23 protein-coding genes are annotated in these 24352 nt (G+C 61.1%); 6 read left to right on the forward strand and 17 right to left on the reverse strand.

Features of this window, described 5'->3' with window-relative positions:
• Window positions 1–25: 25 nt before the first annotated feature.
• From AC30D9_RS17710 to ccoN (AC30D9_RS17765), 12 genes are all read right to left on the reverse strand, one after another.
• Complete coding sequence (locus AC30D9_RS17710; protein WP_134923488.1) at window positions 26–565, reverse strand: FixH family protein; 540 nt, start codon at window positions 563–565, stop codon at window positions 26–28.
• An 11-nt stretch (window positions 566–576) separates the two neighbouring features.
• The gene (ccoG, locus tag AC30D9_RS17715; RefSeq protein WP_134923489.1) at window positions 577–1992 is read right to left on the reverse strand and encodes a cytochrome c oxidase accessory protein CcoG; all 1416 of its coding nucleotides are present in this window, start codon (window positions 1990–1992) and stop codon (window positions 577–579) included.
• A gap of 280 nt (window positions 1993–2272) precedes the next feature.
• A complete protein-coding gene (locus AC30D9_RS17720; protein WP_307571378.1) occupies window positions 2273–2701 on the reverse strand; it encodes a type II toxin-antitoxin system VapC family toxin in 429 nt (142 codons plus the stop codon).
• The gene (locus tag AC30D9_RS17725; protein WP_109751559.1) at window positions 2702–2956 is read right to left on the reverse strand and encodes a type II toxin-antitoxin system Phd/YefM family antitoxin; all 255 of its coding nucleotides are present in this window, start codon (window positions 2954–2956) and stop codon (window positions 2702–2704) included.
• A 150-nt stretch (window positions 2957–3106) separates the two neighbouring features.
• On the reverse strand, window positions 3107–4090 hold the full coding sequence (gene ccoP, locus AC30D9_RS17730; RefSeq protein ID WP_134923491.1) for a cytochrome-c oxidase, cbb3-type subunit III: 984 nt from the start codon (window positions 4088–4090) through the stop codon (window positions 3107–3109).
• Window positions 4087–4272: a CcoQ/FixQ family Cbb3-type cytochrome c oxidase assembly chaperone gene (locus tag AC30D9_RS17735; protein WP_003183474.1), complete on the reverse strand. Its 186-nt coding sequence runs from the start codon at window positions 4270–4272 to the stop codon at window positions 4087–4089. The genes ccoP (AC30D9_RS17730) and AC30D9_RS17735 overlap by 4 nt, the downstream gene beginning before the upstream one ends.
• 5 nt (window positions 4273–4277) lie before the next feature.
• Window positions 4278–4886 (reverse strand): cytochrome-c oxidase, cbb3-type subunit II, encoded by a 609-nt coding sequence (ccoO, locus tag AC30D9_RS17740; protein WP_003199605.1) that lies wholly within the window; start codon window positions 4884–4886, stop codon window positions 4278–4280.
• On the reverse strand, window positions 4886–6328 hold the full coding sequence (gene ccoN / locus AC30D9_RS17745) for a cytochrome-c oxidase, cbb3-type subunit I (protein WP_134923492.1): 1443 nt from the start codon (window positions 6326–6328) through the stop codon (window positions 4886–4888). Before ccoN (AC30D9_RS17745) ends, ccoO (AC30D9_RS17740) begins: the two co-directional genes overlap by 1 nt.
• Window positions 6329–6809: 481 nt before the next feature.
• Complete coding sequence (gene ccoP, locus AC30D9_RS17750) at window positions 6810–7763, reverse strand: cytochrome-c oxidase, cbb3-type subunit III (RefSeq protein ID WP_307571376.1); 954 nt, start codon at window positions 7761–7763, stop codon at window positions 6810–6812.
• The gene (locus AC30D9_RS17755; RefSeq protein WP_109751562.1) at window positions 7760–7963 is read right to left on the reverse strand and encodes a cbb3-type cytochrome oxidase subunit 3; all 204 of its coding nucleotides are present in this window, start codon (window positions 7961–7963) and stop codon (window positions 7760–7762) included. Before AC30D9_RS17755 ends, ccoP (AC30D9_RS17750) begins: the two co-directional genes overlap by 4 nt.
• A gap of 3 nt (window positions 7964–7966) precedes the next feature.
• Window positions 7967–8575, reverse strand: coding sequence for a cytochrome-c oxidase, cbb3-type subunit II (gene ccoO, locus AC30D9_RS17760; RefSeq protein WP_134923493.1), 609 nt, complete (start codon window positions 8573–8575; stop codon window positions 7967–7969).
• A gap of 10 nt (window positions 8576–8585) precedes the next feature.
• The gene (ccoN, locus tag AC30D9_RS17765; protein WP_490144487.1) at window positions 8586–10010 is read right to left on the reverse strand and encodes a cytochrome-c oxidase, cbb3-type subunit I; all 1425 of its coding nucleotides are present in this window, start codon (window positions 10008–10010) and stop codon (window positions 8586–8588) included.
• 96 nt (window positions 10011–10106) lie between these two features.
• On the opposite strand from ccoN (AC30D9_RS17765), the gene AC30D9_RS17770 reads away from it, so the two are divergent.
• Window positions 10107–10799 (forward strand): alpha/beta family hydrolase, encoded by a 693-nt coding sequence (locus AC30D9_RS17770; RefSeq protein WP_490144488.1) that lies wholly within the window; start codon window positions 10107–10109, stop codon window positions 10797–10799.
• Between the two features lie 190 nt (window positions 10800–10989).
• Here AC30D9_RS17770 and AC30D9_RS17775 read toward each other — a convergent pair whose 3' ends face one another.
• The 3 genes from AC30D9_RS17775 to acnA form a co-directional block, all read right to left on the reverse strand.
• The gene (locus AC30D9_RS17775) at window positions 10990–12555 is read right to left on the reverse strand and encodes a methyl-accepting chemotaxis protein (RefSeq protein WP_490144489.1); all 1566 of its coding nucleotides are present in this window, start codon (window positions 12553–12555) and stop codon (window positions 10990–10992) included.
• 87 nt (window positions 12556–12642) lie between these two features.
• Window positions 12643–13431 carry a CPBP family intramembrane glutamic endopeptidase gene (locus AC30D9_RS17780; protein ID WP_490144490.1) on the reverse strand — a complete coding sequence of 263 codons (789 nt, stop codon included), beginning with the start codon at window positions 13429–13431 and terminating at the stop codon, window positions 12643–12645.
• Window positions 13432–13556: 125 nt separating this feature from the next.
• Window positions 13557–16298: an aconitate hydratase AcnA gene (gene acnA / locus AC30D9_RS17785; protein WP_134923498.1), complete on the reverse strand. Its 2742-nt coding sequence runs from the start codon at window positions 16296–16298 to the stop codon at window positions 13557–13559.
• A 172-nt stretch (window positions 16299–16470) separates the two neighbouring features.
• On the opposite strand from acnA, the gene rlmM reads away from it, so the two are divergent.
• Window positions 16471–17544, forward strand: coding sequence for a 23S rRNA (cytidine(2498)-2'-O)-methyltransferase RlmM (gene rlmM, locus AC30D9_RS17790; RefSeq protein ID WP_134923499.1), 1074 nt, complete (start codon window positions 16471–16473; stop codon window positions 17542–17544).
• A gap of 187 nt (window positions 17545–17731) precedes the next feature.
• Window positions 17732–17983 carry a sulfurtransferase TusA gene (tusA, locus tag AC30D9_RS17795; RefSeq protein ID WP_014339369.1) on the forward strand — a complete coding sequence of 84 codons (252 nt, stop codon included), beginning with the start codon at window positions 17732–17734 and terminating at the stop codon, window positions 17981–17983.
• On the opposite strand, the gene AC30D9_RS17800 is transcribed toward tusA, so the two are convergent.
• Window positions 17980–19383 (reverse strand): MATE family efflux transporter, encoded by a 1404-nt coding sequence (locus AC30D9_RS17800; protein ID WP_490144491.1) that lies wholly within the window; start codon window positions 19381–19383, stop codon window positions 17980–17982. The genes tusA and AC30D9_RS17800 overlap by 4 nt on opposite strands.
• A 294-nt stretch (window positions 19384–19677) precedes the next feature.
• Between AC30D9_RS17800 and pdxB the strand changes: the two genes are divergently transcribed.
• Complete coding sequence (pdxB, locus tag AC30D9_RS17805) at window positions 19678–20820, forward strand: 4-phosphoerythronate dehydrogenase PdxB (protein WP_490144492.1); 1143 nt, start codon at window positions 19678–19680, stop codon at window positions 20818–20820.
• Between the two features lie 223 nt (window positions 20821–21043).
• Here the strand turns inward: pdxB and AC30D9_RS17810 are convergent, their stop codons facing one another.
• Window positions 21044–21223, reverse strand: a complete 180-nt coding sequence (locus AC30D9_RS17810; protein ID WP_003199629.1) for a PA1571 family protein — start codon at window positions 21221–21223, stop codon at window positions 21044–21046.
• A 249-nt stretch (window positions 21224–21472) separates the two neighbouring features.
• On the opposite strand from AC30D9_RS17810, the gene AC30D9_RS17815 reads away from it, so the two are divergent.
• Complete coding sequence (locus AC30D9_RS17815; RefSeq protein WP_490144493.1) at window positions 21473–23248, forward strand: ABC transporter transmembrane domain-containing protein; 1776 nt, start codon at window positions 21473–21475, stop codon at window positions 23246–23248.
• A gap of 61 nt (window positions 23249–23309) precedes the next feature.
• Entirely contained in the window at window positions 23310–24338 is a 1029-nt protein-coding gene (locus AC30D9_RS17820; protein ID WP_490144494.1) for a Fic family protein, read from the forward strand.
• The last annotated feature ends 14 nt before the right edge of the window (window positions 24339–24352 follow it).

A 24352-nucleotide genomic window follows, 5' to 3' on the forward strand; every position in this document is an offset into this window, starting at 1 on the left:
CTCGCGATTGCGCGAAGCGCAGCCGCTATTTCTTCAGATCTTCAGCGCCTTGCAGCGGTTCATCGCCGAGCAAAAGGTCCTGGCCGTGATTGATCTGTTCTTCTTCGAACAGACGCCAGGTCTTGTCGTTCTCCACACCCAGCAATTCGACAAAGCGCCGGCCTTCGATCTTGTCCGTCAACTGGCCGACATAGCGCCCCGGCTCGCTGTCGTTGCGGGTCAGGACGATCTTGCGATCCTTCTCCGGCTGGGTTGGCGAGATCAGGCTCAGTTCCAGGGTCTGGGGGCGGCTGTCGCCGTTCAGGCGCAGGTTCACTTCGCCGGTCACATCATCCAGTTGCACGTTGGCATGCAATTGCAGGGTCTGGGCCAGCAGTTCGCGTTCCAGCGAGCGGTTGATGCCCTTGCCGGCTTCGTAATAGTTGTCGTTGACCAGGTTGTCCGGGTTCTTCACGGCAATGGTCACCATCGTCAGGCTCAGTGTCACCGAACAGGTCAGGATCGCAATGATGATCCACGGCCAGAGGTGCTTGTACCAAGGGCTGGTGGCGGTTGCTGCAGGCATGTTCATTTCTCTCAACGAGTTTGTGGGCCGATGAACCGGCTCTTGGCTTCGACATGTACGCTGCTGTCATCGGCATCCTTGAGGATGAAGGTCACCTCGTTGGTGCTCGATGGCAGTTGTTCCGGTGCGCTGGACAGCTCGACCGGCTGGCTGTAGATCTCGCCGGCCGCGACCTTGATCTCCCGCCGGCCTTGCAGCTTGAGGTCCGGCAGGCCGGCCGCTTCCAGAACGTACGTATGGTCGCGTTGGTCTTTGTTCATGATCTTCAGGCTGTAGACGTTTTCGATCCGCCCTTCGGCGTTTTCGCGGTACAGCACGCGGTCCTTGCTGACGTCGAAGCCCACCAGCGAACGCATGAAGAACGCGGTTACCAGCAGGCTGATCATGGTCAGCAAGACCAGGGCGTAACCAATCAGGCGCGGGCGCAGTTTATGGGTTTTCTGCCCCGAGAGGTTGTGTTCGGTGGTGTAGCTGATCAGGCCGCGTGGATAATCCATTTTGTCCATGATGCTGTCGCAGGCATCGATACAGGCTGCACAGCCGATACATTCGATCTGCAGGCCGTCGCGGATGTCGATGCCGGTCGGGCAGACCTGGACGCACATGGTGCAATCGATGCAATCGCCGAGGCCCAGGGCCTTGTAGTCAACGCCCTTCTTGCGTGGGCCACGGCTTTCGCCACGGCGTGGGTCGTAGGAAACGATCAGGGTGTCCTTGTCGAACATGACGCTTTGGAACCGCGCGTAAGGGCACATGTAGATGCACACTTGCTCACGCAGCCAGCCGGCGTTGCCGTAGGTGGCGAGGGTGAAGAAACCCACCCAGAAATACGACCAGCCATCGGCCTGGCCGGTAAAGAACTCGAACACCAGTTCGCGGATCGGTGTGAAGTAACCGACAAAGGTCATGCCGGTGACGAAGCCGATCAGCAACCACAGGCTGTGCTTGGCGAACTTGCGCAGGAATTTGTTGGCGCCCATGGGCGCCTTGTCGAGCTTGATGCGTTGGTTGCGGTCGCCTTCGGTGACCTTCTCGCACCACATGAAGATCCAGGTCCACACGCTCTGCGGGCAGGTATAGCCGCACCACACTCGTCCGGCATAGACCGTGATGAAAAACAGGCCAAACGCCGCGATGATCAGCATCCCGGACAGCAGGATGAAATCCTGGGGCCAGAAGGTCGCGCCAAAAATGAAGAACTTGCGTTCCGGCAGGTTCCACCAGACGGCCTGGTGACCGCCCCAGTTCAACCAGACCGTGCCGAAATACAGCAGGAACAGGAACGCTCCGCCAAGCATCCGCAGGTTACGGAACAGGCCGGTGAAGGCGCGGGTGTAGATTTTTTCCCGAGAGGCATACAGGTCGACGCTTTTGTTCGCGTCCTTGGCAGGCGGGGTAACGTCATGTACCGGAATCTGGTTGCTCATCAATTGCATCCCACGGCAGTGGAAAAGTGCCGGGGCCAGTACGTGCCGACCACGGTCAGAAAGGGTGTTGCGGTGGCGCAATGATACGCCTGTCGCTCTGGCCCAAGGGTGCGACCTTTGGTCGCGTTGGGCCTCTGCATAGAATGGTGTAGCGGATGTAACAAGTTCATGACCCAGATCAATTGACTATAGACAGTCTGTTGCGCTGGCGAAAAACGAACGGGTGATTGTGGACCCGTTAGTAGACAGGAGAAGCCCTCAAGCCTGGTTCGCTGAAGCTTCAGATCTGGTTCTTTTCATCGCCTGACCACGGGTTGAGCACGGCCACGCCACTGCTCTGGAAATCACTCACATTGCGGGTCACCACGGTCAGCCCATGGACCAGGGCGGTAGCGGCAATCAATGCGTCACATTCATTGCTGCGGTCAGGCACATGCAGGCGAGCGCAGCGCAGTGCGACGGCGCGGTCCACGGCCAGGATCCTGCCGGCAAAGGCAGGCATCACGTGATTGTCCAGCCATGCCCGTAGGCGGCTGCCTTGCGCCGGGTCCTTGCGTTCGAAGCGCAGCACACCGGTTTCCAGTTCCAGTACGGTAATCGCCGAGACATACAAGCTGGGAGCGGGAACGCTGCGTGCCCAGGCCTGGACGTTTTTGTCTGCCTGGGGTCTGCGCAGTTCGGAAATGACATTGGTATCGAGTAGAAACATTCAGGACAGGTCCACCGAGCGGGGAGTGATGACGGCGCGCTCGGTCTCGAAGTCGATATCCGACGCATCGGGCATGACCAGTAACTCGACAATGCTGGTGCCGATGCCAGTCAGTTTCTGGTACTCCTCAATGCTTAGCAGCACATGGGCCGGCTTGCCACGGTCGGTGATGATAACCGGTCCTTCACGGGTGGCTTTTTTGGCACCACTTGTGTCGTGGTTGAATTCGCGGCTGGAGATAGTCGTGATGGACATGGGCGTGCCCTCGTTTTGAATTCGAATGTAGGCACGTTACTACTGGTGTGAGAGGGCAGCAAGCGCAACAGGGTTGTCCAGGTTTTTCGGCCGGTAACAAAAAGGCCCCGCCAATCTGATTGGCGGGGCCTTTGGTGTATCAGCTTGCCTTTACTGGGCGTCAGCGGCCGGAGCCTTTTCGCCGTGAGACAGGCTGTAGACATAGGCTGCCAGCAAGTGGACCTTGTCGTTGCCTTGCAGGTCGGCCTGGGCCGGCATCTGGCCCTGACGGCCGTAACGGATGGTCTGCTGCAGTTGAGCGAAGCTCGAACCGTAGATGAACGCCGCCGGATGCGTCAGGTCAGGTGCGCCCATGGCAGGCGTGCCCTTGCCGGCTGGGCCGTGGCAGGCCACGCAGTTGGCCGCGAACAGCTTCTGGCCATTGGCCGGATCGGCCTTGGCGCCTTCCGGCAGCTTGCGACCGTGCAGGCTGGTCACCAGGTAGGAAGCCACGTCGGCCACGCCTTGCTCGCCAACCACGGCAGCCCAGCCCGGCATCACGGCGTGACGGCCGCCCATGATGGTGGTCTTGATGGTTTCCGGCTCACCGCCCCAGCGCCAGTCGGCGTCGGTCAAGTTGGGGAAACCATAGGCACCCTTGGCGTCGGAACCGTGGCAGACCGAGCAGTTGGAGGCGAACAGGCGGCCACCCATCTTCAGGGCTTGCGGGTCCTTGGCGACTTCTTCGATCGGCATGGAAGCGAACTTGGCGAAGATCGGCCCGAACTTGGCGTCCGAACGTGCCATTTCCTTTTCCCACTCATGAACGCCTGTCCAGCCGGTCTGGCCGTTGGCGAAGGCGGTCTGCTTTTCGGTGTCCAGGTAGTTATAGCCGGGCAGCAGGCCTTTCCAGTTGCCCAGGCCAGGGTAGAGCACCAGGTAGCCGAGGGCGAACACGATGGTGCCCACGAACAGCATGAACCACCATTTCGGCAGCGGGTTGTCGTACTCCTCGATCCCGTCGAACGAGTGGCCAACCGTCTCTTCGGTGGCTTCGCTGCGCTGGCCCTTGCGGGTCGACAGCAGCAGCCAGGTCAGGGAGAAGATCGTTCCCAGGCTGAGGACTGTGACGTACAGACTCCAGAATGTAGTCATTCTTTGTTACTCCTAGAAGCTTGCTCGACGTGCTTGATGGCTTCGGGATCATCCGCGAACGGCAGCAAGGTCGCGTCGTCAAACTCCGACTTGCGCTTGGGGCTGAACACCCACAGGGCCAGACCGATGAAGGCCACCATCACGACGACGGTGCCCAGGCCACGAATCATCCCGATATCCATCTAAATCACCGTTTGCTTTTGATGATGGTGCCCAGGCCTTGCAGATAGGCCACCAGCGCGTCCATTTCGGTCTTGCCCTTGACCGCATCCTTGGCACCGGCGATGTCTTCGTCGGTGTAAGGCACGCCCAGGGTGCGCAAGACCTCCATTTTCTTGGCGGTGTCTTTGCCGTCGAGCTTGTTTTCTACGAGGAACGGGTAGGCCGGCATTTTCGACTCAGGCACCACGTTGCGCGGGTTGTACAAGTGCGCACGGTGCCAGTCGTCGGAGTAGCGGCCGCCAACGCGGGCCAGGTCCGGGCCGGTACGCTTGGAACCCCACAGGAACGGGTGGTCCCAGACGCTTTCACCGGCAACCGAATAGTGGCCGTAGCGTTCGGTCTCGGCGCGGAACGGACGGATCATCTGCGAGTGGCAGCCGACACAACCGTTGGCGATGTAGATGTCGCGGCCTTCCAGTTCAAGGGCGGTCCGCGGCTTCATGCCTTCGACCGGCTTGTTGGTCACGTCCTGGAAGAACAGCGGAACGATCTGGGTCAGGCCGCCGATGCTCACGGCGATGACCATGAAGAAGGCCAGCAGGCCGATATTCTTCTCTACTGCTTCGTGCTTCATCAGTGAGCTCCAACTACGGCGATCTTGGCGGCGGCTTCAGCTTCAGCCGGGTCAGAGGCACGAACGGTGCGGTACACGTTGTAGGCCATCAACAGCATGCCGCTGGCGAAGAACGCGCCGCCCAAGGCACGGACGATATAGCCCGGGTGGCTGGCTTGCAGCGCTTCGACGAACGAGTAGGTCAGGGTGCCGTCGTCGTTGATCGCACGCCACATCAGGCCCTGGGTGATGCCGTTGACCCACATCGAGGCGATGTAGAGCACGGTGCCGATGGTCGCGAGCCAGAAGTGCGCGTTGATCAGGCCGGTGCTGTGCATCTGCGCACGACCGAACAGTTTCGGGATCATGTGGTAGATGGCGCCGATGGAGATCATCGCCACCCAGCCGAGCGCACCGGCGTGTACGTGGCCGATGGTCCAGTCGGTGTAGTGGCTCAGGGAGTTGACGGTCTTGATCGCCATCATCGGACCTTCGAAGGTCGACATGCCGTAGAACGCCAACGACACCACCAGGAACCGCAGGATCGGGTCGGTGCGCAGCTTATGCCAGGCGCCCGACAGGGTCATCATGCCGTTGATCATGCCGCCCCAGCTTGGCGCCAGCAGGATGATCGACATCGCCATGCCCAGGGACTGGGCCCAGTCTGGCAGTGCGGTGTAGTGCAGGTGGTGGGGACCGGCCCAGATGTACAGGGTGATCAGCGCCCAGAAGTGGACGATGGACAGGCGATAGGAATAGATCGGACGCTCGGCCTGTTTCGGCACGAAGTAATACATCATCCCCAGGAAGCCGGTGGTCAGGAAGAAGCCCACGGCGTTGTGGCCATACCACCACTGGATCATCGCATCCGTCGCGCCCGAATAGGCCGAGTACGACTTGAAGAAGCTGACCGGCAGGGAAGCGTGGTTGACGATGTGCAGCATGGCAGTCACGACGATGAAGGCACCGTAGAACCAGTTACCGACGTAGATGTGCTTGGTCTTGCGCTTGACGATGGTGCCGAAGAACACCAGACCGTAGGTCACCCAGACAATGGCCAGCAGGATAGCCAGGGGCCATTCCAGCTCAGCGTATTCCTTGGTGGTGGTGTAACCCAGTGGCAGGGTCACGATCGCACCCACGATAACCGCTTGCCAGCCCCAGAAGGTGAAGGCGGCGAGGCTGTCGGAGATCAGTCGCGTTTGGCAGGTTCGCTGCACGACGTAGTAAGAAGTGGCAAACAATGCACAACCACCGAAGGCGAAGATCACCAGGTTGGTGTGCAGCGGGCGCAGGCGTCCAAATGTCGTCCATGGCAGATCGAAGTTCAACTCCGGCCAGACCAGTTGCGAGGCGATGAAGACACCGAGCCCCATGCCAAGGATCCCCCAGACCACCGTCATGATGGCGAACTGGCGGACTACCTTATAGTTATAAGCAGTCGGACTGATTGCTGTGCTCATTCTAAGGTTCCACGGTTTGGGTGTTTTATTAGGATAAAAATCGGTCGCAAGTATGGAGAAAGCGGGGGGTCATTGCAACGCGCCATGACCTGGGTCAATGCTTTCCAAAGCTGATTCTGCGGCCTTTCCATGTTCCGTGTAGGGACAAAAATGGCCCACGGCAAAATGTCGCAACGAAGGAAAGAGGCGAGGGGGGCAGGTCGGTTGTAACGGGGTGTGTTCGAACACAGCGTTCGGGTGATGCCAGGCAACTGTCGCAACAGCCGGTATTCACCTGCCTTTGCGGCCTTTTTGACGAACGATTGTCGAACGCATCGGGTCGGGTCGACCTGAAACCGGCAGTCGCCAGCGCACGCAACGGCAAGCTTAGACGCGTTTTCGGGGAACCGAAAGGAAGACGATGGGAGGGTGCGACAATGCGTCGCGCAGTGGCACAAAACAGCCGCATTCAGATGAATGCGGCTGTTTACGCGGTCAAGATTTATTCGCTTTTGTGTTCGGCTTGCAGGCGCTCTGCACCGGCCGTATGGGACAGGCTATAGACGTAGGCGGCAAGCAATTGCACCTTGTCATTGCCCAGCAACTCATTCTGCGCCGGCATATGGCCCTGGCGACCATGGCGAATGGTCTGCTGCAATTGTGCCAGGCTGGTGCCGTAGATGAAGCCGGCCGGTTGCGTCAGGTTCGGCGCCCCCATGGCTTCGGTCCCTTGGCCGTTGGCGCCATGGCAGGCGACACAGGTGGTGTTGAAGGCCTGCTGGCCGGCTTGCAGGTCGGCACCGCTGTCCGCTGGCAGCGGCAGGCCGGCCAAGTCGTGGCGTACGTACGCGGCCACGTTCTTGACCCCGGCTTCCCCCAGCACTTCGCCCCAGGCCGGCATTGCCGCCATGCGACCGCCCATGATGGTGGTCTTGATGGTGTCGGCGGCGCCACCCCAGCGCCAGTTGCTGTCGGTCAGGTTCGGGAAGCCGAAGGCGCCCTTGGCGTCCGAGCCGTGGCAGACCGCGCAGTTGGAGGCGAACAGGCGGCCACCCATCTTCAAGGCTTGTGGGTCCTTGGCGACTTCTTCCACGGGCATGGCCGCGAATTTGGCGAAGATCGGCCCGAACTTGGCGTCGGCCTTGGCCATTTCCTTTTCCCATTCATGGGCGCCGGTCCAGCCGTTCTCGTAGCCTGGCAGGATGCCTTTCCAGTTGCCCAGGCCTGGATAGAGGACCAGGTAGCCGACGGAAAACACCAGGGTGCCGGCGAACAACAGGAACCACCACTGCGGCAGCGGGTTGTCGTATTCCTCGATGCCGTCGAAGCTGTGGCCCATGGTCTGGTCGACACTGCCCTTGGTCTCGCCCTTGCGGGTGCCGATCAGCAGCCAGGTCAGGCCGATGAGGCTGCCGATGGTCAGTACGCAGATCCACGTACTCCAGAAGGTGGTCATGGCCGGGTACTCCTTGTTGCAGGGTCTTGGGGGGTGGCGATATCGGCGGACGGCTCGTCGGCGAACGGCAGCAGGCGCGCCTGGGCGAATTCCGGTCCGCGCTTGCTGCTGAATACCCACAGGGTCAGGCCGATGAAGGCGATGAACACCACGACGGTGCCGAGGCCGCGGATCATTCCTGTACTCATTTCAAGAACCATGGCTCACCTCTTGCTCTTGATGGCAGTGCCGAGCACTTGCAGGTAGGCCACCAGTGCATCCATTTCGGTCTTGCCCTTGAGCGAGGCCACGCTGCCGGCGATGTCGTCGTCGGTGTAGGGCACGCCCAGGGTGCGCATGGCGCGCAGCTTGCCTTCGGTGTGGCTGCTGTCCACCGCCTGGCTCACCAGCCACGGGTAGGCCGGCATTTTCGACTCGGGCACGACGTTGCGCGGGTTGTACAAGTGGGCGCGGTGCCAATCATCGGAGTAACGCGCGCCGACCCGTGCCAGGTCCGGCCCGGTACGCTTGGAGCCCCACAGGAATGGGTGGTCCCAGACGCTTTCGCCGGCCACCGAGTAGTGACCGTAGCGCTCGGTCTCGGCACGGAACGGACGGATCATCTGCGAGTGGCAGCCGACGCAGCCTTCACGGATGTAGATGTCGCGGCCTTCCAGTTGCAGGGCGGTGTAGGGCTTCATGCCGTCCACCGGTTTATTGGTCACGTCCTGGAAGAACAGCGGCACGATCTGGGTCAGGCCGCCAATGCTCACGGCCAACACCATCAGCAGCATCAGCAGGCCGACGTTTTTTTCGATTGTTTCGTGTTTCATGGTGGACTCCTCAGGCCATCTGCGCGGCAGCGGCGGCTTCGGCAGGCTGGTAGGCCCGCACGGTGCGCCAGGTGTTGTAGGCCATCAGCAACATGCCGAGGAGGAAGATCGCCCCGCCCGCCAGTCGTACGATGAAGCCAGGGTGGCTGGCCACCAGGGTTTCGACGAAGGAGTAGGTGAGCGTGCCGTCCTCGTTCACTGCGCGCCACATCAGGCCCTGGGCGATGCCGTTGACCCACATCGAGGCGATGTAGAGCACGGTGCCGATGGTCGCGAGCCAGAAGTGCGCATTGATCAGGCCGATGCTGTGCATCTGTGGCCGGCCGAAGACTTTCGGGATCATGTGGTACAGCGCACCGATGGAAATCATCGCCACCCAGCCGAGTGCGCCGGCGTGTACGTGGCCGATGGTCCAGTCGGTGTAGTGGGAAAGGGCGTTGACGGTCTTGATCGCCATCATCGGACCTTCGAAGGTCGACATGCCGTAGAACGCCAGGGACACCACCAGGAACCGCAGGATCGGATCGCTGCGCAACTTATGCCAGGCGCCCGACAGGGTCATCATGCCGTTGATCATGCCGCCCCAGCTTGGCGCCAGCAGGATCAGCGACATCACCATGCCCAGGGACTGCGCCCAGTCTGGCAATGCGGTGTAGTGCAGGTGGTGGGGACCTGCCCAGATGTATAGGGTGATCAGCGCCCAGAAGTGGACGATGGACAAGCGATAGGAATACACCGGACGTTCGGCCTGTTTCGGCACGAAGTAGTACATCATCCCCAGAAAGCCTGCGGTGAGGAAAAAGCCCACGGCGTTGTGGCCGTACCACCATTGCACCATTGCGTCGGTGGCCCCGGCGTACACCGAGTAGGACTTGGTGAGGCTCACCGGCAGTTCCAGGTTGTTGACGATGTGCAGGATCGCCACGGTCAGGATGAACCCGCCGAAGAACCAGTTGCCGACGTAGATGTGCTTGGTGTTGCGCTTGGCCACGGTGCCGAAGAACACGATGGCGTAGGCCACCCAGACGATGGTGATCAGGATGTCGATCGGCCATTCCAGTTCGGCGTATTCCTTGGAACTGGTGTAGCCCAGTGGCAGGCTGATGGCCGCCAGCAGGATCACCAGTTGCCAGCCCCAGAAGCAGAACGCGGCGATTTTCGGCGCGAACAGCTGGGTCTGGCAGGTGCGTTGCACCGAGTAGAACGAACTGGCGAACAGGGCGCAGCCGCCGAAGGCGAAGATCACTGCGTTGGTGTGCAGTGGGCGCAGGCGGCCGAAGCTGGTCCAGGGCAAATCGAAGTTGAGCTGTGGCCAGACCAATTGGGCGGCGAGAAAAACCCCGAGCCCCATGCCGACGATGCCCCACACCACCGTCATAATGGCGAATTGGCGGACCACCTTGTAGTTGTAGGCGGTACTGATAGAAGTGTTCATGGTTCCCCATCCACGGTTCAGCCGAAGTGAGCGCCTGCGCAAGGCAGTGCGGCGTTCTTCGCCTGGAGTTATAGGCAGACTAAAAGCGAGGTCAGCATGGACAAACAGCACAAGGCCAGTATTGACGGGGATCAATGGGCGCGATGTGTGGCCGAACACGGCTGGCTATGGACAGCCGGACAAGCGATTGCCAGCGCCAAGGCACCCACCCTGATCCTGGCCCACGGTGCCGGTGCTCCGATGGACAGCGGCTTCATGGAGGAAATGGCCGCGCGCCTTGCTGCGCATGGGGTCAACGTGTTGCGTTTCGAGTTTCCCTACATGGCGCAGCGCCGCCTGGATGGGGGCAAGCGCCCACCCAACCCGGCACCTAAGCTGCTGGAATGCTGGCGTGAGGTCTACGCCACGGTGCGGCCTTATGTCGCTGGGCGGCTGGCCATCGGCGGCAAGTCCATGGGCGGGCGCATGGCGAGTTTGCTGGCCGACGAGTTGGGCGCCGACGCGTTGGTGTGCCTGGGCTACCCCTTCTATGCGGTCGGCAAACCGGAGAAACCGCGGGTCGAGCACTTGGCTGCATTGAAGACCCGGACCTTGATCGTCCAGGGCGAGCGGGATGCGCTGGGCAATCGGGAGGCGGTGCGGGGCTATGACCTGTCAGCGAGCATCGAGGTGATGTGGCTGGTGGCGGGGGATCATGATCTGAAGCCGCTGAAGGCTTCGGGATTTAGCCATGAGCAGCATCTGGAGGCAGCCGCGGGCAAGGTGGCGGCGTTTCTTCTTCAGGATTGATAGCGCCTGTCCCGGCCTCTTCGCGAGCAAGTCCGCTCCCACATTTTGAATGTGTTCGCGTACACAACTGCAATCCCCTGTGGGAGCGGGCTTGCTCGCGAAGACGGTTCATAACGCGACATCACTTTTGAATTGGCAATAAAAAACCGGGAAGCATCACCTTCCCGGTTTTTTATTGAACAGGCATCTCTCAGCGGTTAAACCGCTCCACCAACGAATACTGCGTATTGGCTGTGCGGGTCAGTTCTTCGCTGAGCAGCGCCGAGCTGTGGGCCTGGCCCGAGGTCTGGTCGGCCAGTTCCGAGATGTTGCTGATGTTGCGGCTGATCTCCTCGGCCACCGAACTCTGCTCTTCGGTAGCGGCAGCGATCTGTGTGGTCATGTCGGTGATGTTGGCCACTGCTTCGCTGATTCCCACCAGCGCCGCGTCCGCCTCCATGACCCGTGCCACGCCTTCTTCGGCCTGGCGGTGGCCGGCATCCATGGTCTGTACGGCATTGGTGGCGGTTTGCTGGAGCTTGGCGATCAGGGCGTGGATCTGCCCGGTGGATTCGCTGGTGCGTTGCGCCAATTGCCGCACTTCATCGGCCACTACGGCAAAGCCGCGGCCCATTTCCCCGGCGCGGGCCGCTTCGATGGCGGCGTTGAGGGCCAGCAGGTTGGTCTGGTCGGCGATGCCTTTGATCACGTCCACCACGCCGCCGATTTCGTCGCTGTCCTTGGCCAGTTGGGTCACGGTCTGGCCGGTTTCGCCGACCACCACCGACAGGCGCTCGATGGCGTCACGGGTTTCCCCGGCGATGTCACGACCGCGACTGGTCAGGCGATTGGCTTCCTGAGTGGCATCGGCCGTGCGTTGCACGTGGCTGGCGACTTCCTGGGTGGTCGCGGCCATCTGATTGACCGCGGTGGCGACCTGTTCGGTTTCCACCCGCTGGCGCTCCAGGCCACTGGAGCTGTCATGGGCCAGGTTGTTGGATTGGCGAGCCTGCTCGTTCAGGTGCTCGGCGGTGTCCTGCAGACGGGTCAGGCAGGTCTTCAGGCGCGCTTCCTGGCTGAGAATCGACATCTCCAGGCGTGCCTGGACGCCGCGGCTGTCGGTGTACATCCGGGCGATCAGCGGATCGGAGGTGGTTTGCTCGGCCAGGCGCAGCAGGCGCTTGATCCCGCGTTGTTGCCATTGCAGGCCCATCAGCCCCAAGGGCACCGACAGCGCGGCGGCCAGGGCAAAGCCCCAGTGGGAGTTCAGGAAGGCACCCACGACGAAGCTCAATTGGCTGACCAGGATAAACGGCAACCAGTCCTGCAGTATCGGCAACCATTTGTCGCTGCCTGGAATCGCGGACTTGCCTTGGTTGATGCGTTTATAAAGTGCTTCGGCGCGGCTGATCTGCTCGGCGGAAGGTTTGACCCGCACCGATTCGTAGCCAATCACCTGGTTGCCCTCGAACACGGGCGTGACATAGGCGTTGACCCAGTAATGGTCACCGTTCTTGCAGCGGTTCTTGACGATGCCCATCCATGGCAAGCCTTGTTTCAGCGTGCCCCACATGTGCGCGAACACGGCGGATGGGACATCGGGATGGCGCACGAGGTTGTGCGGCGAACGGATCAGTTCTTCCTTCGTATACCCGCTGATCTCAACGAACGCGTCGTTGCAGTAGGTGATTACGCCTTTGGTGTCAGTGGTAGAAATCAATCGTTGCTGGGCCGGGAAGGTCCTTTCGCGTTGTGTGACGGGTTGGTTGTTACGCATGGTGTGTAGATCCGCAAGGCTTTGAAAGGCTATGAAAGGTTGTCGGCGTCGTCAGGTTTTAGTTGAAGTTATTTTTGCCTGTCGCTATCACGCCAGCATTGGGTAGGTAAATAGGGCGAAATGAAGCAGATTGAGCAGAAAATGCGTGGCAATCGCCGCGCCCAGGCCGCCAAAACGATATGCCAGGCCGTAACCGACCCCCGCCAGGCCCGACAGCAGCACCCATTGCCAACCTGCGCCGGCGTGTACCAGGCCGAACAGCAGCGAGGCCAGGAGCAGCGCCAGGTTGTCGCCATGGGCCAAATGTTTGAAGCGCCGGCTCAAGCTCCCCTGAATGTAGCCACGAAACAGCGCTTCCTCCACGAGCGTCACCAATAAAAGATTATTGAGCACCCACAACCAGGCGTGATCCGGCCATTTCGGCGCCCAGTGGACCATGCCCAGCACCATGGCTCCGCCGAGGGCCAGCAGCGCACTCACCGCCAGGCCCAGCGCCGTGGCCTGGACTGACAGGCGCAATGGGCGCCGGCCGACGATCCAGGGGCAGGCCAGCAGCAGCCAGAAACCGATCAGCGGCTTGTCCTGGTTCAGGTACATCGCGAACGGTGCGGCATCGTCGGTCAGGCGTTGCGCCGGAATCACCCGCCCATTGAAGAACCCGGGCATCCAGTGCATGGCCAACGCCAATGCCATCACCGCGAAAAGAACGTGTCCGAGAAACCGACCCACCGGCATTTGCTGCTGACGAACCGCATACCCGGCAAACAGCAACAGCGCAATGGAAATGACCGCGGTCCAGGCCAGTTGGCCGTAGGCCAGGGCCAGGGTATAGCCAATGGAGAGGAGGGCCAGGTAGGGCCAGGGTAGGGCAGGCATATCACATCCTTTTGAGGCTAATGAACAGTTGTAGCGGGTGGGGTGGGCGGAGCCGGCGGAATTATAGGCAGGCCCAGACGAAAACACCGCCCTTAAGCGGCGGTGTTTTCGTAGGACGGGTCTTTTTACGCTGCAATCAATTGCCGTAGGACATAGTGAAGGATCCCGCCGGCCTTGAAATACTCCACTTCATTCAAGGTATCGATCCGGCACAACACTTCGATTCGCTCCTGGCTGCCGTCCTCGCGGGTGATGACCAAGGGCAGGTTCATGCGCGGGGTCAGTTCGACGTCAGTGAGTCCCAGGATGTCCAGGGTTTCCTTGCCCGTGAGGTTCAGGCTCTTGCGGTTCTGGTCGAGCTTGAACTGCAATGGCAGTACGCCCATGCCCACCAGGTTGGAGCGATGGATGCGCTCGAAGCTTTCGGCGATCACCGCTTTGACCCCCAGTAGGTTGGTGCCCTTGGCTGCCCAGTCCCGGCTCGATCCGGTGCCATATTCCTGGCCGGCGATCACCACCAGTGGCGTGCCCGTGGCCTGATACAACATGGCGGCATCGTAGATAGGCATTCGTTCGCCACTGGGAATGTAGATTGTGTTGCCGCCTTCTTCGCCGTCGAGCATTTCGTTGCGAATGCGGATATTGGCGAAGGTGCCGCGCATCATCACCTGGTGGTTGCCGCGTCTGGAGCCATAGGAGTTGAAGTCTCGCGGTTCCACGCCCTGTTCGCGCAGGTAGCGACCGGCCGGGCTGTCTGCCTTGATGTTGCCGGCGGGGGAGATGTGGTCGGTGGTCACCGAGTCGCCCAACAGGGCCAGGACCCGGGCGCCCTCGACGTTCCTGACGGCCGGTGGCGGCCCGTCGATGTTGTCGAAGAATGGTGGGTGCTGGATGTAGGTCGAGTCGTCCTGCCAGACGTAAGTCGCCGCTTGCGGCACTTCGATGGCCTGCCATTGCTCGTCACCGGCAAACACGGCTGCGTATTCCTTGTGGAACATGCTGGTGTTGACCTGGGCCACGGCGGCGGCCACTTCCTGGCTGCTGGGCCAGATGTCCCGCAGGTACACCGGGTTGCCGTCCCGGTCGTTGCCCAGCGGCTCGCTGCTGATGTCAATGCGCACGGTGCCGGCCAGGGCATAGGCGACCACCAGCGGCGGCGAGGCCAGCCAGTTGGTCTTCACCAGCGGATGCACCCGGCCTTCGAAGTTGCGGTTGCCCGACAGTACCGAGGCTACGGTCAGGTCGGCTTTCTGGATGGCTTTTTCGATGGGCTCCGGTAGTGGCCCGGAGTTGCCGATGCAGGTGGTGCAACCATAACCCACCAGGTCGAAACCGAGTTTATCCAGGTACTCGGTCAGGCCGGCCGCCTTGTAGTAGTCGGTGACCACCTTGGAACCCGGCGCCAGGGAACTCTTGACCCAAGGCTTGCGGGTCAGGCCTTTTTCCACGGCTTTTTTTGCCAGCAGCCCGGCGGCCATCATCACGCTGGGGTTGGAGGTGTTGGTGCACGATGTGATAGCAGCAATCACCACTGCGCCGTTTTTCAGGCGATGGGTGTGGCCTTCGAACTCGTACTCGGTTTCTCCCACCTGATCGGCGTTGCCTACCGCGACACCACCGCCACCCTCGCTTTCCAGGCGTCCTTCTTCTTTGCTGGTGGGTTTGACCTGCAATCCCAGGAAGTCACTGAAAGCCTGGCCGACATTCGGCAGCGAGACTCGGTCCTGAGGGCGTTTTGGCCCAGCCAGGCTGGCCTCGACGCTACCCATGTCCAACTCCAGGGTGTCGGTGAATACCGGCTCAAGGCCGGGCAAGCGCCACAGGCCCTGGGCCTTGCAATAGGCCTCCACCAGTTTCACCGTTTCCGCTGGCCGTCCCGAGAGGCGCAAGTAGTCCAGGGTCACATCGTCCACTGGGAAGAAACCGCAGGTGGCGCCATATTCCGGGGCCATGTTGGCGATGGTGGCGCGGTCGGCCAGGGGCAGGTCGGCAAGCCCGTCGCCATAGAATTCGACGAATTTGCCCACCACGCCTTTCTTGCGCAGCATCTGTGTGACGGTCAGCACCAGGTCGGTGGCGGTGATGCCTTCGCGCAGCTTGCCGACGAGTTTGAAGCCGATGACCTCGGGAATCAGCATCGACACTGGCTGGCCAAGCATTGCCGCTTCGGCCTCGATCCCGCCGACGCCCCAGCCCAGTACGCCGAGGCCGTTGATCATGGTGGTGTGGGAGTCAGTGCCCACCAGCGTGTCCGGGAAGGCGTAGGTGCGACCGTCTTCCTCTTTGGTCCACACGGTGCGGCCCAGGTATTCGAGGTTGACCTGATGGCAGATACCGGTGCCCGGCGGCACCACGCTGAAATTGTCGAAGGCGCTCTGGCCCCAGCGCAGGAAGGCGTAGCGTTCGCCGTTGCGCTGCATTTCGATGTCGACGTTCTGCTCGAACGCCTGGCTGCTGGCGAACTTGTCGACCATTACCGAGTGGTCGATCACCAGGTCCACCGGCGACAGTGGGTTGATCCGCTGGGGATCGCCACCGGCCTTTTCCACGGCGGCGCGCATGGCGGCCAGGTCGACCACCGCGGGGACCCCGGTGAAGTCTTGCATCAACACCCGGGCGGGGCGGTATTGAATCTCACGCTCGGAACGACGTTCCTTGAGCCATCCGGCCAGGGCCTTGAGGTCGGTGCCGGTGACGGTTTTTTCATCTTCCCAGCGCAACAGGTTTTCCAGCAGTACCTTCAATGACATGGGCAGTTTGTCCAGGTCGCCCAGGCTTCGGGCGGCATCCGGCAGGCTGAAGTAGTGGTAGGTCCTGGCGTCGACTTGCAGGGTTTTAAGGGTTTTCAGGCTATCGAGGGACGGCATTGAAATGACTCCTTTGAGTCCGCACGGCTACGGACTGACGGAACGGACAGAGCCTTTAACCTAGCCCTGTTTTGAGCGTATGACTAATCACTGGACTCTATAGGCAGGTTCGGGGTTCCGAACTCCGCTATCATGCGCCGGTTTTCGTGACAGGCTTTGCTACGGAGTTTCAATGAACACGCTTTTTATGCACTGCCGGCCGGGCTTCGAAGGCGAGGTCTGTTCCGAGATCGCCGAACACGCGGCCCGGCTCAACGTGGCCGGCTACGCCAAGGCTAAACCGGCCAGCGCCTGCGCCGAATTTGTCTGCACTGAGGACGACGGCGCCGAGCGGCTGATGCGTGGGCAGCGTTTTGCCGAGCTGATTTTTCCGCGCCAGTGGGCCCGTGGCACGTTCATTGATTTACCGGAAACCGACCGTATCAGCGTGATCCTGGCTCACATGGCTGACTTCCCGACCTGCGGCAGCCTCTGGCTGGAGGTGGTAGACACCAACGACGGCAAGGAACTGTCGAACTTCTGCAAAAAGTTCGAAGGTCCCTTGCGCAAGGCACTGGTCGGCGCCGGCAAGCTGGTGGACGACGCACGCAAGCCGCGTCTGCTGCTGACCTTCAAGAGTGGCCGCGAAGTCTTCCTGGGCCTGGCGGACGCGGATAATTCGGCGATGTGGCCGATGGGCATCCCGCGCTTGAAGTTCCCCAGGGAAGCGCCGAGCCGCTCGACCCTCAAGCTCGAAGAAGCCTGGCACCATTTCATCCCCCGGGACCAGTGGGACGAGCGCCTGCACAGTGACATGACCGGTGTGGACCTCGGCGCCGCACCGGGCGGCTGGACCTGGCAACTGGTCAACCGCGGCATGCTGGTGACGGCCATCGACAATGGTCCGATGGCCGAAAGCCTGATGGACACTGGCCTGGTGCAGCATCTGATGGCGGATGGCTTCACGTTCAAGCCTAAACAGCCGGTGGACTGGATGGTCTGTGACATCGTCGAAAAACCGGCGCGCAACGCGGCAATGCTTGAAGAGTGGATTGGCGAAGGGCATTGCCGCGAGGCGGTGGTCAATCTCAAGCTGCCGATGAAACAGCGCTACGCCGAGGTCAAGCGCCTGCTCGAACGCATCGCCGAAGGCTTCAAGGCCCGGGGTATCAAGGTCGAGATCGGTTGCAAGCAGTTGTACCACGACCGTGAGGAAGTAACGTGCCATCTGCGGCGGTTGGATGCCAGGAAACCCAAGTCCCGCTAGCGCTCAAAGGCAATGAGATTTCCTTGTGGGAGCGGGCTTGCTCGCGAAAGCGGTGGGTCAGTTAACATTTGAATAACCGGCAGATCGCCTTCGCGAGCAAGCCCGCTCCCACAGGATACGGTGTCAAGCCAGGGGTGACCGGGCGCCGACATTGCGCGACAATGCCGGCCAGTTTCAGGAGTAGAACATGAGTGAAATGAACGACACGCCGGTCGACGGCACGCTGGATGCCACCGGCCTCAATTGCCCGGAACCGGTGATGATGTTGCACCAGCACATCCGCGACCTGGTTCCCGGTGGGCTGCTGAAAGTGATTGCCACCGATCCCTCGACTCGCCGCGACATCCCCAAGTTTTGCGTGTTCCTGGACCACGAACTGGTGGCCCAGCAGGAAGAGGCGGGTACTTACCTCTACTGGATCCGCAAGAAACTCGCTTAATCGCTCGAGCGGCTGAGACGGATCTGCTTGCGCGCGCTGCGTGCCAGGCGGATCGACAGCATCAGCGCCGCGCAGCTCAAGCCCACGATCAGGCCTTGCCATAACCCGCTCGGGCCGCTGGCCGCGCCGAGCCAGTCGGTCAGGCCCAGGGCGTAGCCCACCGGCAGGCCGATGCCCCAATAGGCGAACAGGGTCAGGATCATCGTCACCCGGGTGTCCTGGTAGCCGCGCAACGCGCCCGCCGCCGTGACCTGGATCGCATCGGAAAACTGGAACAGCGCCGCGTAGACGATCAGCATCGACGCCACTTCGATCACCACCGGATCGGCGGTATAGATCGCGGCAATGGGCCCGCGCAGCGCGAACATCAGGCTCGCCGACAGGCAGGCGTAGGCCAAGGCCGTGCCCATGCCCACCCCGGCGGCGAAGCGCGCTTCGCGGGGCTGGCGACGGCCCAGGGCCTGGCCGACCCGCACTGTGACGGCCATGCCCAAGGAGTAGGGGATCATGAACACCAATGAACTGAAGTTCAGCGCGATCTGGTGCCCAGCCACCACCGTGGCGCCGAGGCTGCCGATCAGCAGCGCGATCACCGCGAAAATACTCGACTCGGCGAACACCGCGATGCCAATCGGCAAGCCGATGCCCAGCAGGCGCTTGATGACGGTCCATTGCGGCCAGTCGAAACGGCTGAACAACCGGCTCGACTGATAGGCTGGCGCCCACCGGGCCCAACCGGCCATGCCCAGGGCCATGACCCACATCACGATGGCCGTGGCCCAGCCACACCCGACGCCGCCCATGGCGGGTACACCCAGGTGCCCATAGATGAAGATGTAATTGAGCGGAATGTTCAGCGCCAGCCCGCACAACCCCAGCACCATCGCCGGCCGCGTGCGACCCAGGCCGTCGCTGAAGCAGCGCAGTACGTGGTACAGCGCCACCGCTGGCAGGCCCGTGCCGATGCCCCGCAGGTATTCCATGCACGGGCCGATCAGTTCAGGATCGACCTTCATGATGTGCAGGATCGGTTCGGCGCTGAACAGCGCCAGCGTCGCGATCAACCCCACCACCAATGCCAACCACAGCGCCTGGCGTACCAGCGGCCCGATCTCATCGAACGTACCGGCACCGAAACGCTGGGCAACTTTTGGCGTGGTCGCCAGCAACGTGCCGGTCATCAACAGGAATACCGGCACCCAGATCGAGTTGCCCAGGGCCACCGCCGCCAGATCTCGTGGACCGACCCGGCCGGCCATCACCGCATCGACAAAGCCCATGGCAGTGGTCGCCAGTTGCGCGACCATGATCGGCAGGGCCAGGGCCAGCAACGTCTTGAGTTCCAGGCGAACCCGGGCCGGGCGGGAGAGGGCGGTGGGGGTGTCGATCACAGGATTCACAGGGCAAGCGTCCGAAAAGGTTAAGCGCAGGGCGGCGAATTCTACGCTTTGACGCAGTGGTCAGGAAAAAACCTGTGTTGTGGATTTGTAATCGCTTGTTCAGTTTTCGAGCACCTGTGGGAGCAAGGCTTGCCCGCGATGAAGCTGATGCGGTCTCCCGAGGAACCGAGGCGTCTGCATCGCGAGCAAGCTTTGCTCCCACATAAAACCCTCGCCACAACATCATTCGCTCTGGGTAATGCACAGGCCCAGCGGAACGCCTACACTGCCCATCCCCGCCAAAGGAGCTCCGCCATGCTGATCGTCGCCGACGAAAACATTCCCCTGCTCGATGCATTTTTCCAAGGGTTCGGTGAAATCCGCCGGGTACCGGGCCGGGGGATCGACCGGACGATGGTCGAGCAAGCCGATGTGCTGCTGGTGCGTTCGGTCAGCCAGGTCAATCGGGCCCTGCTGGAAGGCAGCAAGGTGCGCTTTGTCGGTACCTGTACCATCGGCACCGATCACCTGGACCTGGATTATCTGGCCGAGGCCGGCATCCGCTGGGCCAGCGCACCCGGCTGCAATGCCCGTGGCGTGGTGGACTATGTGCTGGGCAGCCTGATGACCCTGGCGGAAATCGAAGGCGCGCAGCTTAAGCAGCGCATCTTCGGCGTGGTCGGTGCAGGCCAGGTAGGCGGGCGCTTGATCGAGGTGCTCAAGGGGCTTGGCTGGACCGTCAAGGTCTGCGATCCGCCGCGTCAGGCTGCCGAAGGGGGTGACTATGTGAGCCTGGAGCAGATCATCGAGCAGTGCGATGTGATCAGCCTGCACACGCCGTTGACGCGCGACGGCGAGCAACCGACCTGGCACTTGTTCGACGAAGCGCGCCTGAACCAACTCAAGCCCGGGACCTGGCTGATCAACGCGGCCCGCGGCCCGGTGATCGATAACGCCGCGCTACGTGAGGTGTTGCTGGAGCGCGAAGACCTGCAGGCGGTGCTGGATGTCTGGGAGCAGGAGCCCACCGTGGACGTGGACCTGGCGGACTTGTGCGTGATCGCCACCCCGCATATTGCCGGTTACAGCCTCGATGGTCGCCAGCGTGGCACCGCCCAGATCTACCAGGCCTTGTGCGCCTTCCTGGAACGGCCGATTGAAGTCAACCTCAGCGACCTGTTGCCTCGGCCTTGGTTGGGTGGCATCACCCTGGACGCCGAAACCGACCCGGCCTGGGCCTTGGCGACGCTGTGCCGGAGCGTGTACGACCCGCGTGTTGACGACGCGAACTTTCGTCGCAGTCTGGTGGGCACGGTCAGCGAGCAACGCAGCGCGTTCGATGCTTTGCGCAAGCATTATCCGCCACGGCGGGAAATCGACAGCTTGAAGGTTCGTATCGAAGGGCAGTCCCCGACCTTGCAGCAGATCGTCACCGCGCTGGGCGCCACCATCGTCTAGACGCCTTTTGTGGTGAGGGGGGTTATCCCCGCCGGGCTGCGCAGCAGCCCCATGGTTCAAAACTGATACACCGGATTCGTCAGATTTCAGGGAGTGCTTCGCACCCCAGCGGGGATAAATCCCCTCGCCACAGGTTTTGTGTCGGGCCAGAGATCAATGGCAGCCTTTCTTTCAGGCATAAAAAACCCGACATCGAGGTCGGGTTCAATCGAGACGGGCTGTATCACTTTTGTTCGGCAGGCTTGACCAGTCGTTTTTCCAGCTCGCTGCAGGCTTTCTGGATCATGTCTTCGGTGATCGGTACTTCGCGCCCTTGGGCATCGATGAACGAGCAGCCCAGAGACTGGTCCGGTTGCGTGCGGATTACTTGAATCTTGTCGTCGCTGCTGTGTTGCAAGGACATGGCCTGTCTCCTCATCAGGTTGTGTGCCTATTTTAATGTCGCCAGGTGACCGAGCCATGACACTCCCTGTAGGTTCATGGCGACACCTCCACTCAATCAGAAACACAGTTGCGTTTCCAGCCAGACTTTAGACCGATAACATCTAGCCCCTAGTCGTTGTGGTCATATTTAACCTGACTCATTCTGATTCAAATAGGTTCCGCTGCGCTTTGGCGTCGCTGGCCGGCCTTTTCCCTGCTGCATAATCGGATGCCCCTGATGCTTTCTTCCCGACATCGCCGTGCCATACGCCTGGCCAGCGGCTTCATCGCCCCTTATCGCAAACAGGTTGCCGGCGCTTTGCTGGCCTTGATTGTCACCGCCGGTATTACCTTGTCCATGGGCCAAGGTATCCGGTTACTGGTGGACCAGGGCTTCATGACCCGCTCACCGCACCTGCTCAATCAATCCATCGGCCTGTTCATGGTGCTGGTGGTTGGGCTGGCGATCGGTACGTTTTCGCGTTTTTACCTGGTGTCCTGGATTGGCGAGCGAGTGGTGGCCGATATCCGGCGGCAGGTCTTCAACCATCTGGTGTACTTGCACCCGGGGTTCTACGAAAACAACCGCAGTTCGGAAATCCAGTCGCGGTTGACCGCCGATACGACCTTGCTGCAATCGGTGATCGGTTCGTCGCTGTCGTTGTTCTTGCGCAACGCGTTGATGGTGGTTGGCGGCATCGTGCTGCTGTTCATCACCAACCCCAAGCTGACCAGCATTGTGGTGATTGCCCTGCCGCTGGTCCTGGCGCCGATCCTGGTTTTTGGTCGTCGGGTGCGCAGTTTGTCGCGCCAGAGCCAGGATCGCATTGCCGACGTCGGCAGCTACGTTTCCGAAACCCTCGGCCAGATCAAGACCGTGCAGGCCTATAACCACCAGGTCCAGGACGAACAGCGGTTCTCCGTGACGGTGGAGCAGGCCTTCGACACCGCCCGCAAGCGCATCGCCCAGCGGGCCTGGTTGATCACCCTGGTGATCGTGCTGGTGCTGGGCGCGGTGGGGGTGATGCTCTGGGTCGGCGGCATGGACGTGATCGCCGGGCGGATTTCCGGCGGAGAGCTGGCGGCATTCGTGTTCTACAGCCTGATCGTCGGCAGCGCCTTCGGTACCCTGAGCGAAGTGATCGGCGAGCTGCAACGGGCGGCGGGTGCGGCTGAGCGCATTGCCGAGCTGCTGCGTTCGCAGAACATCATCCAGCCGCCGGCTTCAGGCCTTGTCACCTTGCCGGAGCGGGTCCGGGGCGATTTGCGCCTCGAAGGCGTGCGTTTTTCCTATCCGTCCAGACCGGACAGTTATGCAGTCGACGGCCTCGATTTGAGCATCAAGGCCGGCGAGACCTTGGCCCTGGTCGGGCCTTCCGGTGCGGGTAAGTCAACGGTGTATGACCTGTTGCTGCGCTTCTACGATCCGATACAGGGGCAGATCCTGATCGACGACGTGCCGTTGACCCGACTCGACCCGCTGGACCTGCGTCGTCACTTTGCCCTGGTTTCGCAAAACCCGGCGCTGTTTTTCGGCACGGTCGAAGAGAACATCCGCTACGGCAACCCGCAAGCGACGTCCGAGCAGGTGCGCGAGGCCGCGCAGATCGCCCATGCCCACGACTTCATCGAAAAAATGCCCGACGGCTACCAGACTCATCTGGGCGACGGCGGCCTTGGCTTGTCCGGCGGCCAGCGCCAACGCCTGGCCATCGCCCGGGCGTTGCTGGTGGACGCGCCGATCCTGCTGCTGGACGAAGCCACCAGCGCCCTCGATGCGCAAAGTGAACACCTGATCCAGCAAGCCTTGCCCAATCTGATGGAAAACCGCACGACCCTGGTCATTGCCCATCGCCTGGCCACGGTAAAAAATGCCGATCGGATCGCGGTAATGGACCAAGGCAAGGTGGTTGCCGTGGGCACGCACCAGGAACTGGTTGCCAGCAATGCGCTGTATGCGCGGTTGGCGGCGTTGCAGTTCAATCAGCAGGGTGAAAATGCTTGATGAGTGCTGACGCCGGCATGTTGGGGCATTATGTCGGCCAGCTTCTGGTATGGATGAGGGTATGAGTCGTTATACGCCACCGTTGACCCTGACAACCCGAATTCTGAGCTTGATCGCTGACATTAGCGAGCAGATCGGCCAGCTTTCGGCTGTAAGTGATAACCAGCAGACACCGCAACTGCGCCGAGGAAATCGGATTCGCACGATTCATGCTTCCCTGGCGATCGAAAACAATACGTTGAGTGTCGAGCAGGTGACTGCAGTTCTGGCCGGGCAGCGAGTGCTGGGGCTACCCCGTGAAATCCAGGAAGTGCGAAATGCCTTTGCCGCCTACGAAGCCATGCCTGGCTGGCAGCCTGGTAGCCGGATTGACCTGCTCAGGGGGCATGAACTGCTAATGCACGGCTTGATTGACGATGCCGGGCAGTTACGCCGTGCTGGCGTTGGCATTTATCGAGGTGATCAACTAGTGCATATGGCACCGCCGCCCAGTCGGGTGACGGATTTGATTGACGATTTGTTGGAATGGACCGGTACGTGCGATTGGCACCCTTTGATCGTTAGCTGTGTTTTTCACTACGAATTCGAATTCATCCATCCCTTTGCAGACGGTAATGGGCGAATGGGGCGTCTCTGGCAAACCTTGATTCTTAGTCGATGGCGACCTGTGCTGGCCTATCTGCCAGTCGAGGCCGTCATACGTGATCAGCAGGATGCCTATTACGCTGCATTATCGGCCGCCGACCGGTTGGCTGAGGCGACACCTTTTGTTGAGTTCATGTTGCAGTCGCTGAGTATGGCGCTTGGGGAGGCGATCCGTAACGAACCGACTACCGACCAAGTAACCGACCAAGTAACCGACCAAGTAGAAAGACTGCTTCAGGCGCTACGCAACGGCAATTCACTAAAAGTGAATGAACTGATGGTTCAATTGGGATTGGCCCATAGAGCTACTTTCCGGGCCAATTACCTCAAGCCGGCATTAATGGCTGGATTGATCGAAATGACCCACCCCGAATCGCCCAATAGCCCAGTTCAACGGTATCGACTTACCTCGCAGGGTAAGCAAGTATCGGTGCGCCCTCGCTGAGGCTTGTCAGCACA

The sequence above is a fragment of the Pseudomonas sp. DF11 genome (assembly GCF_058148565.1).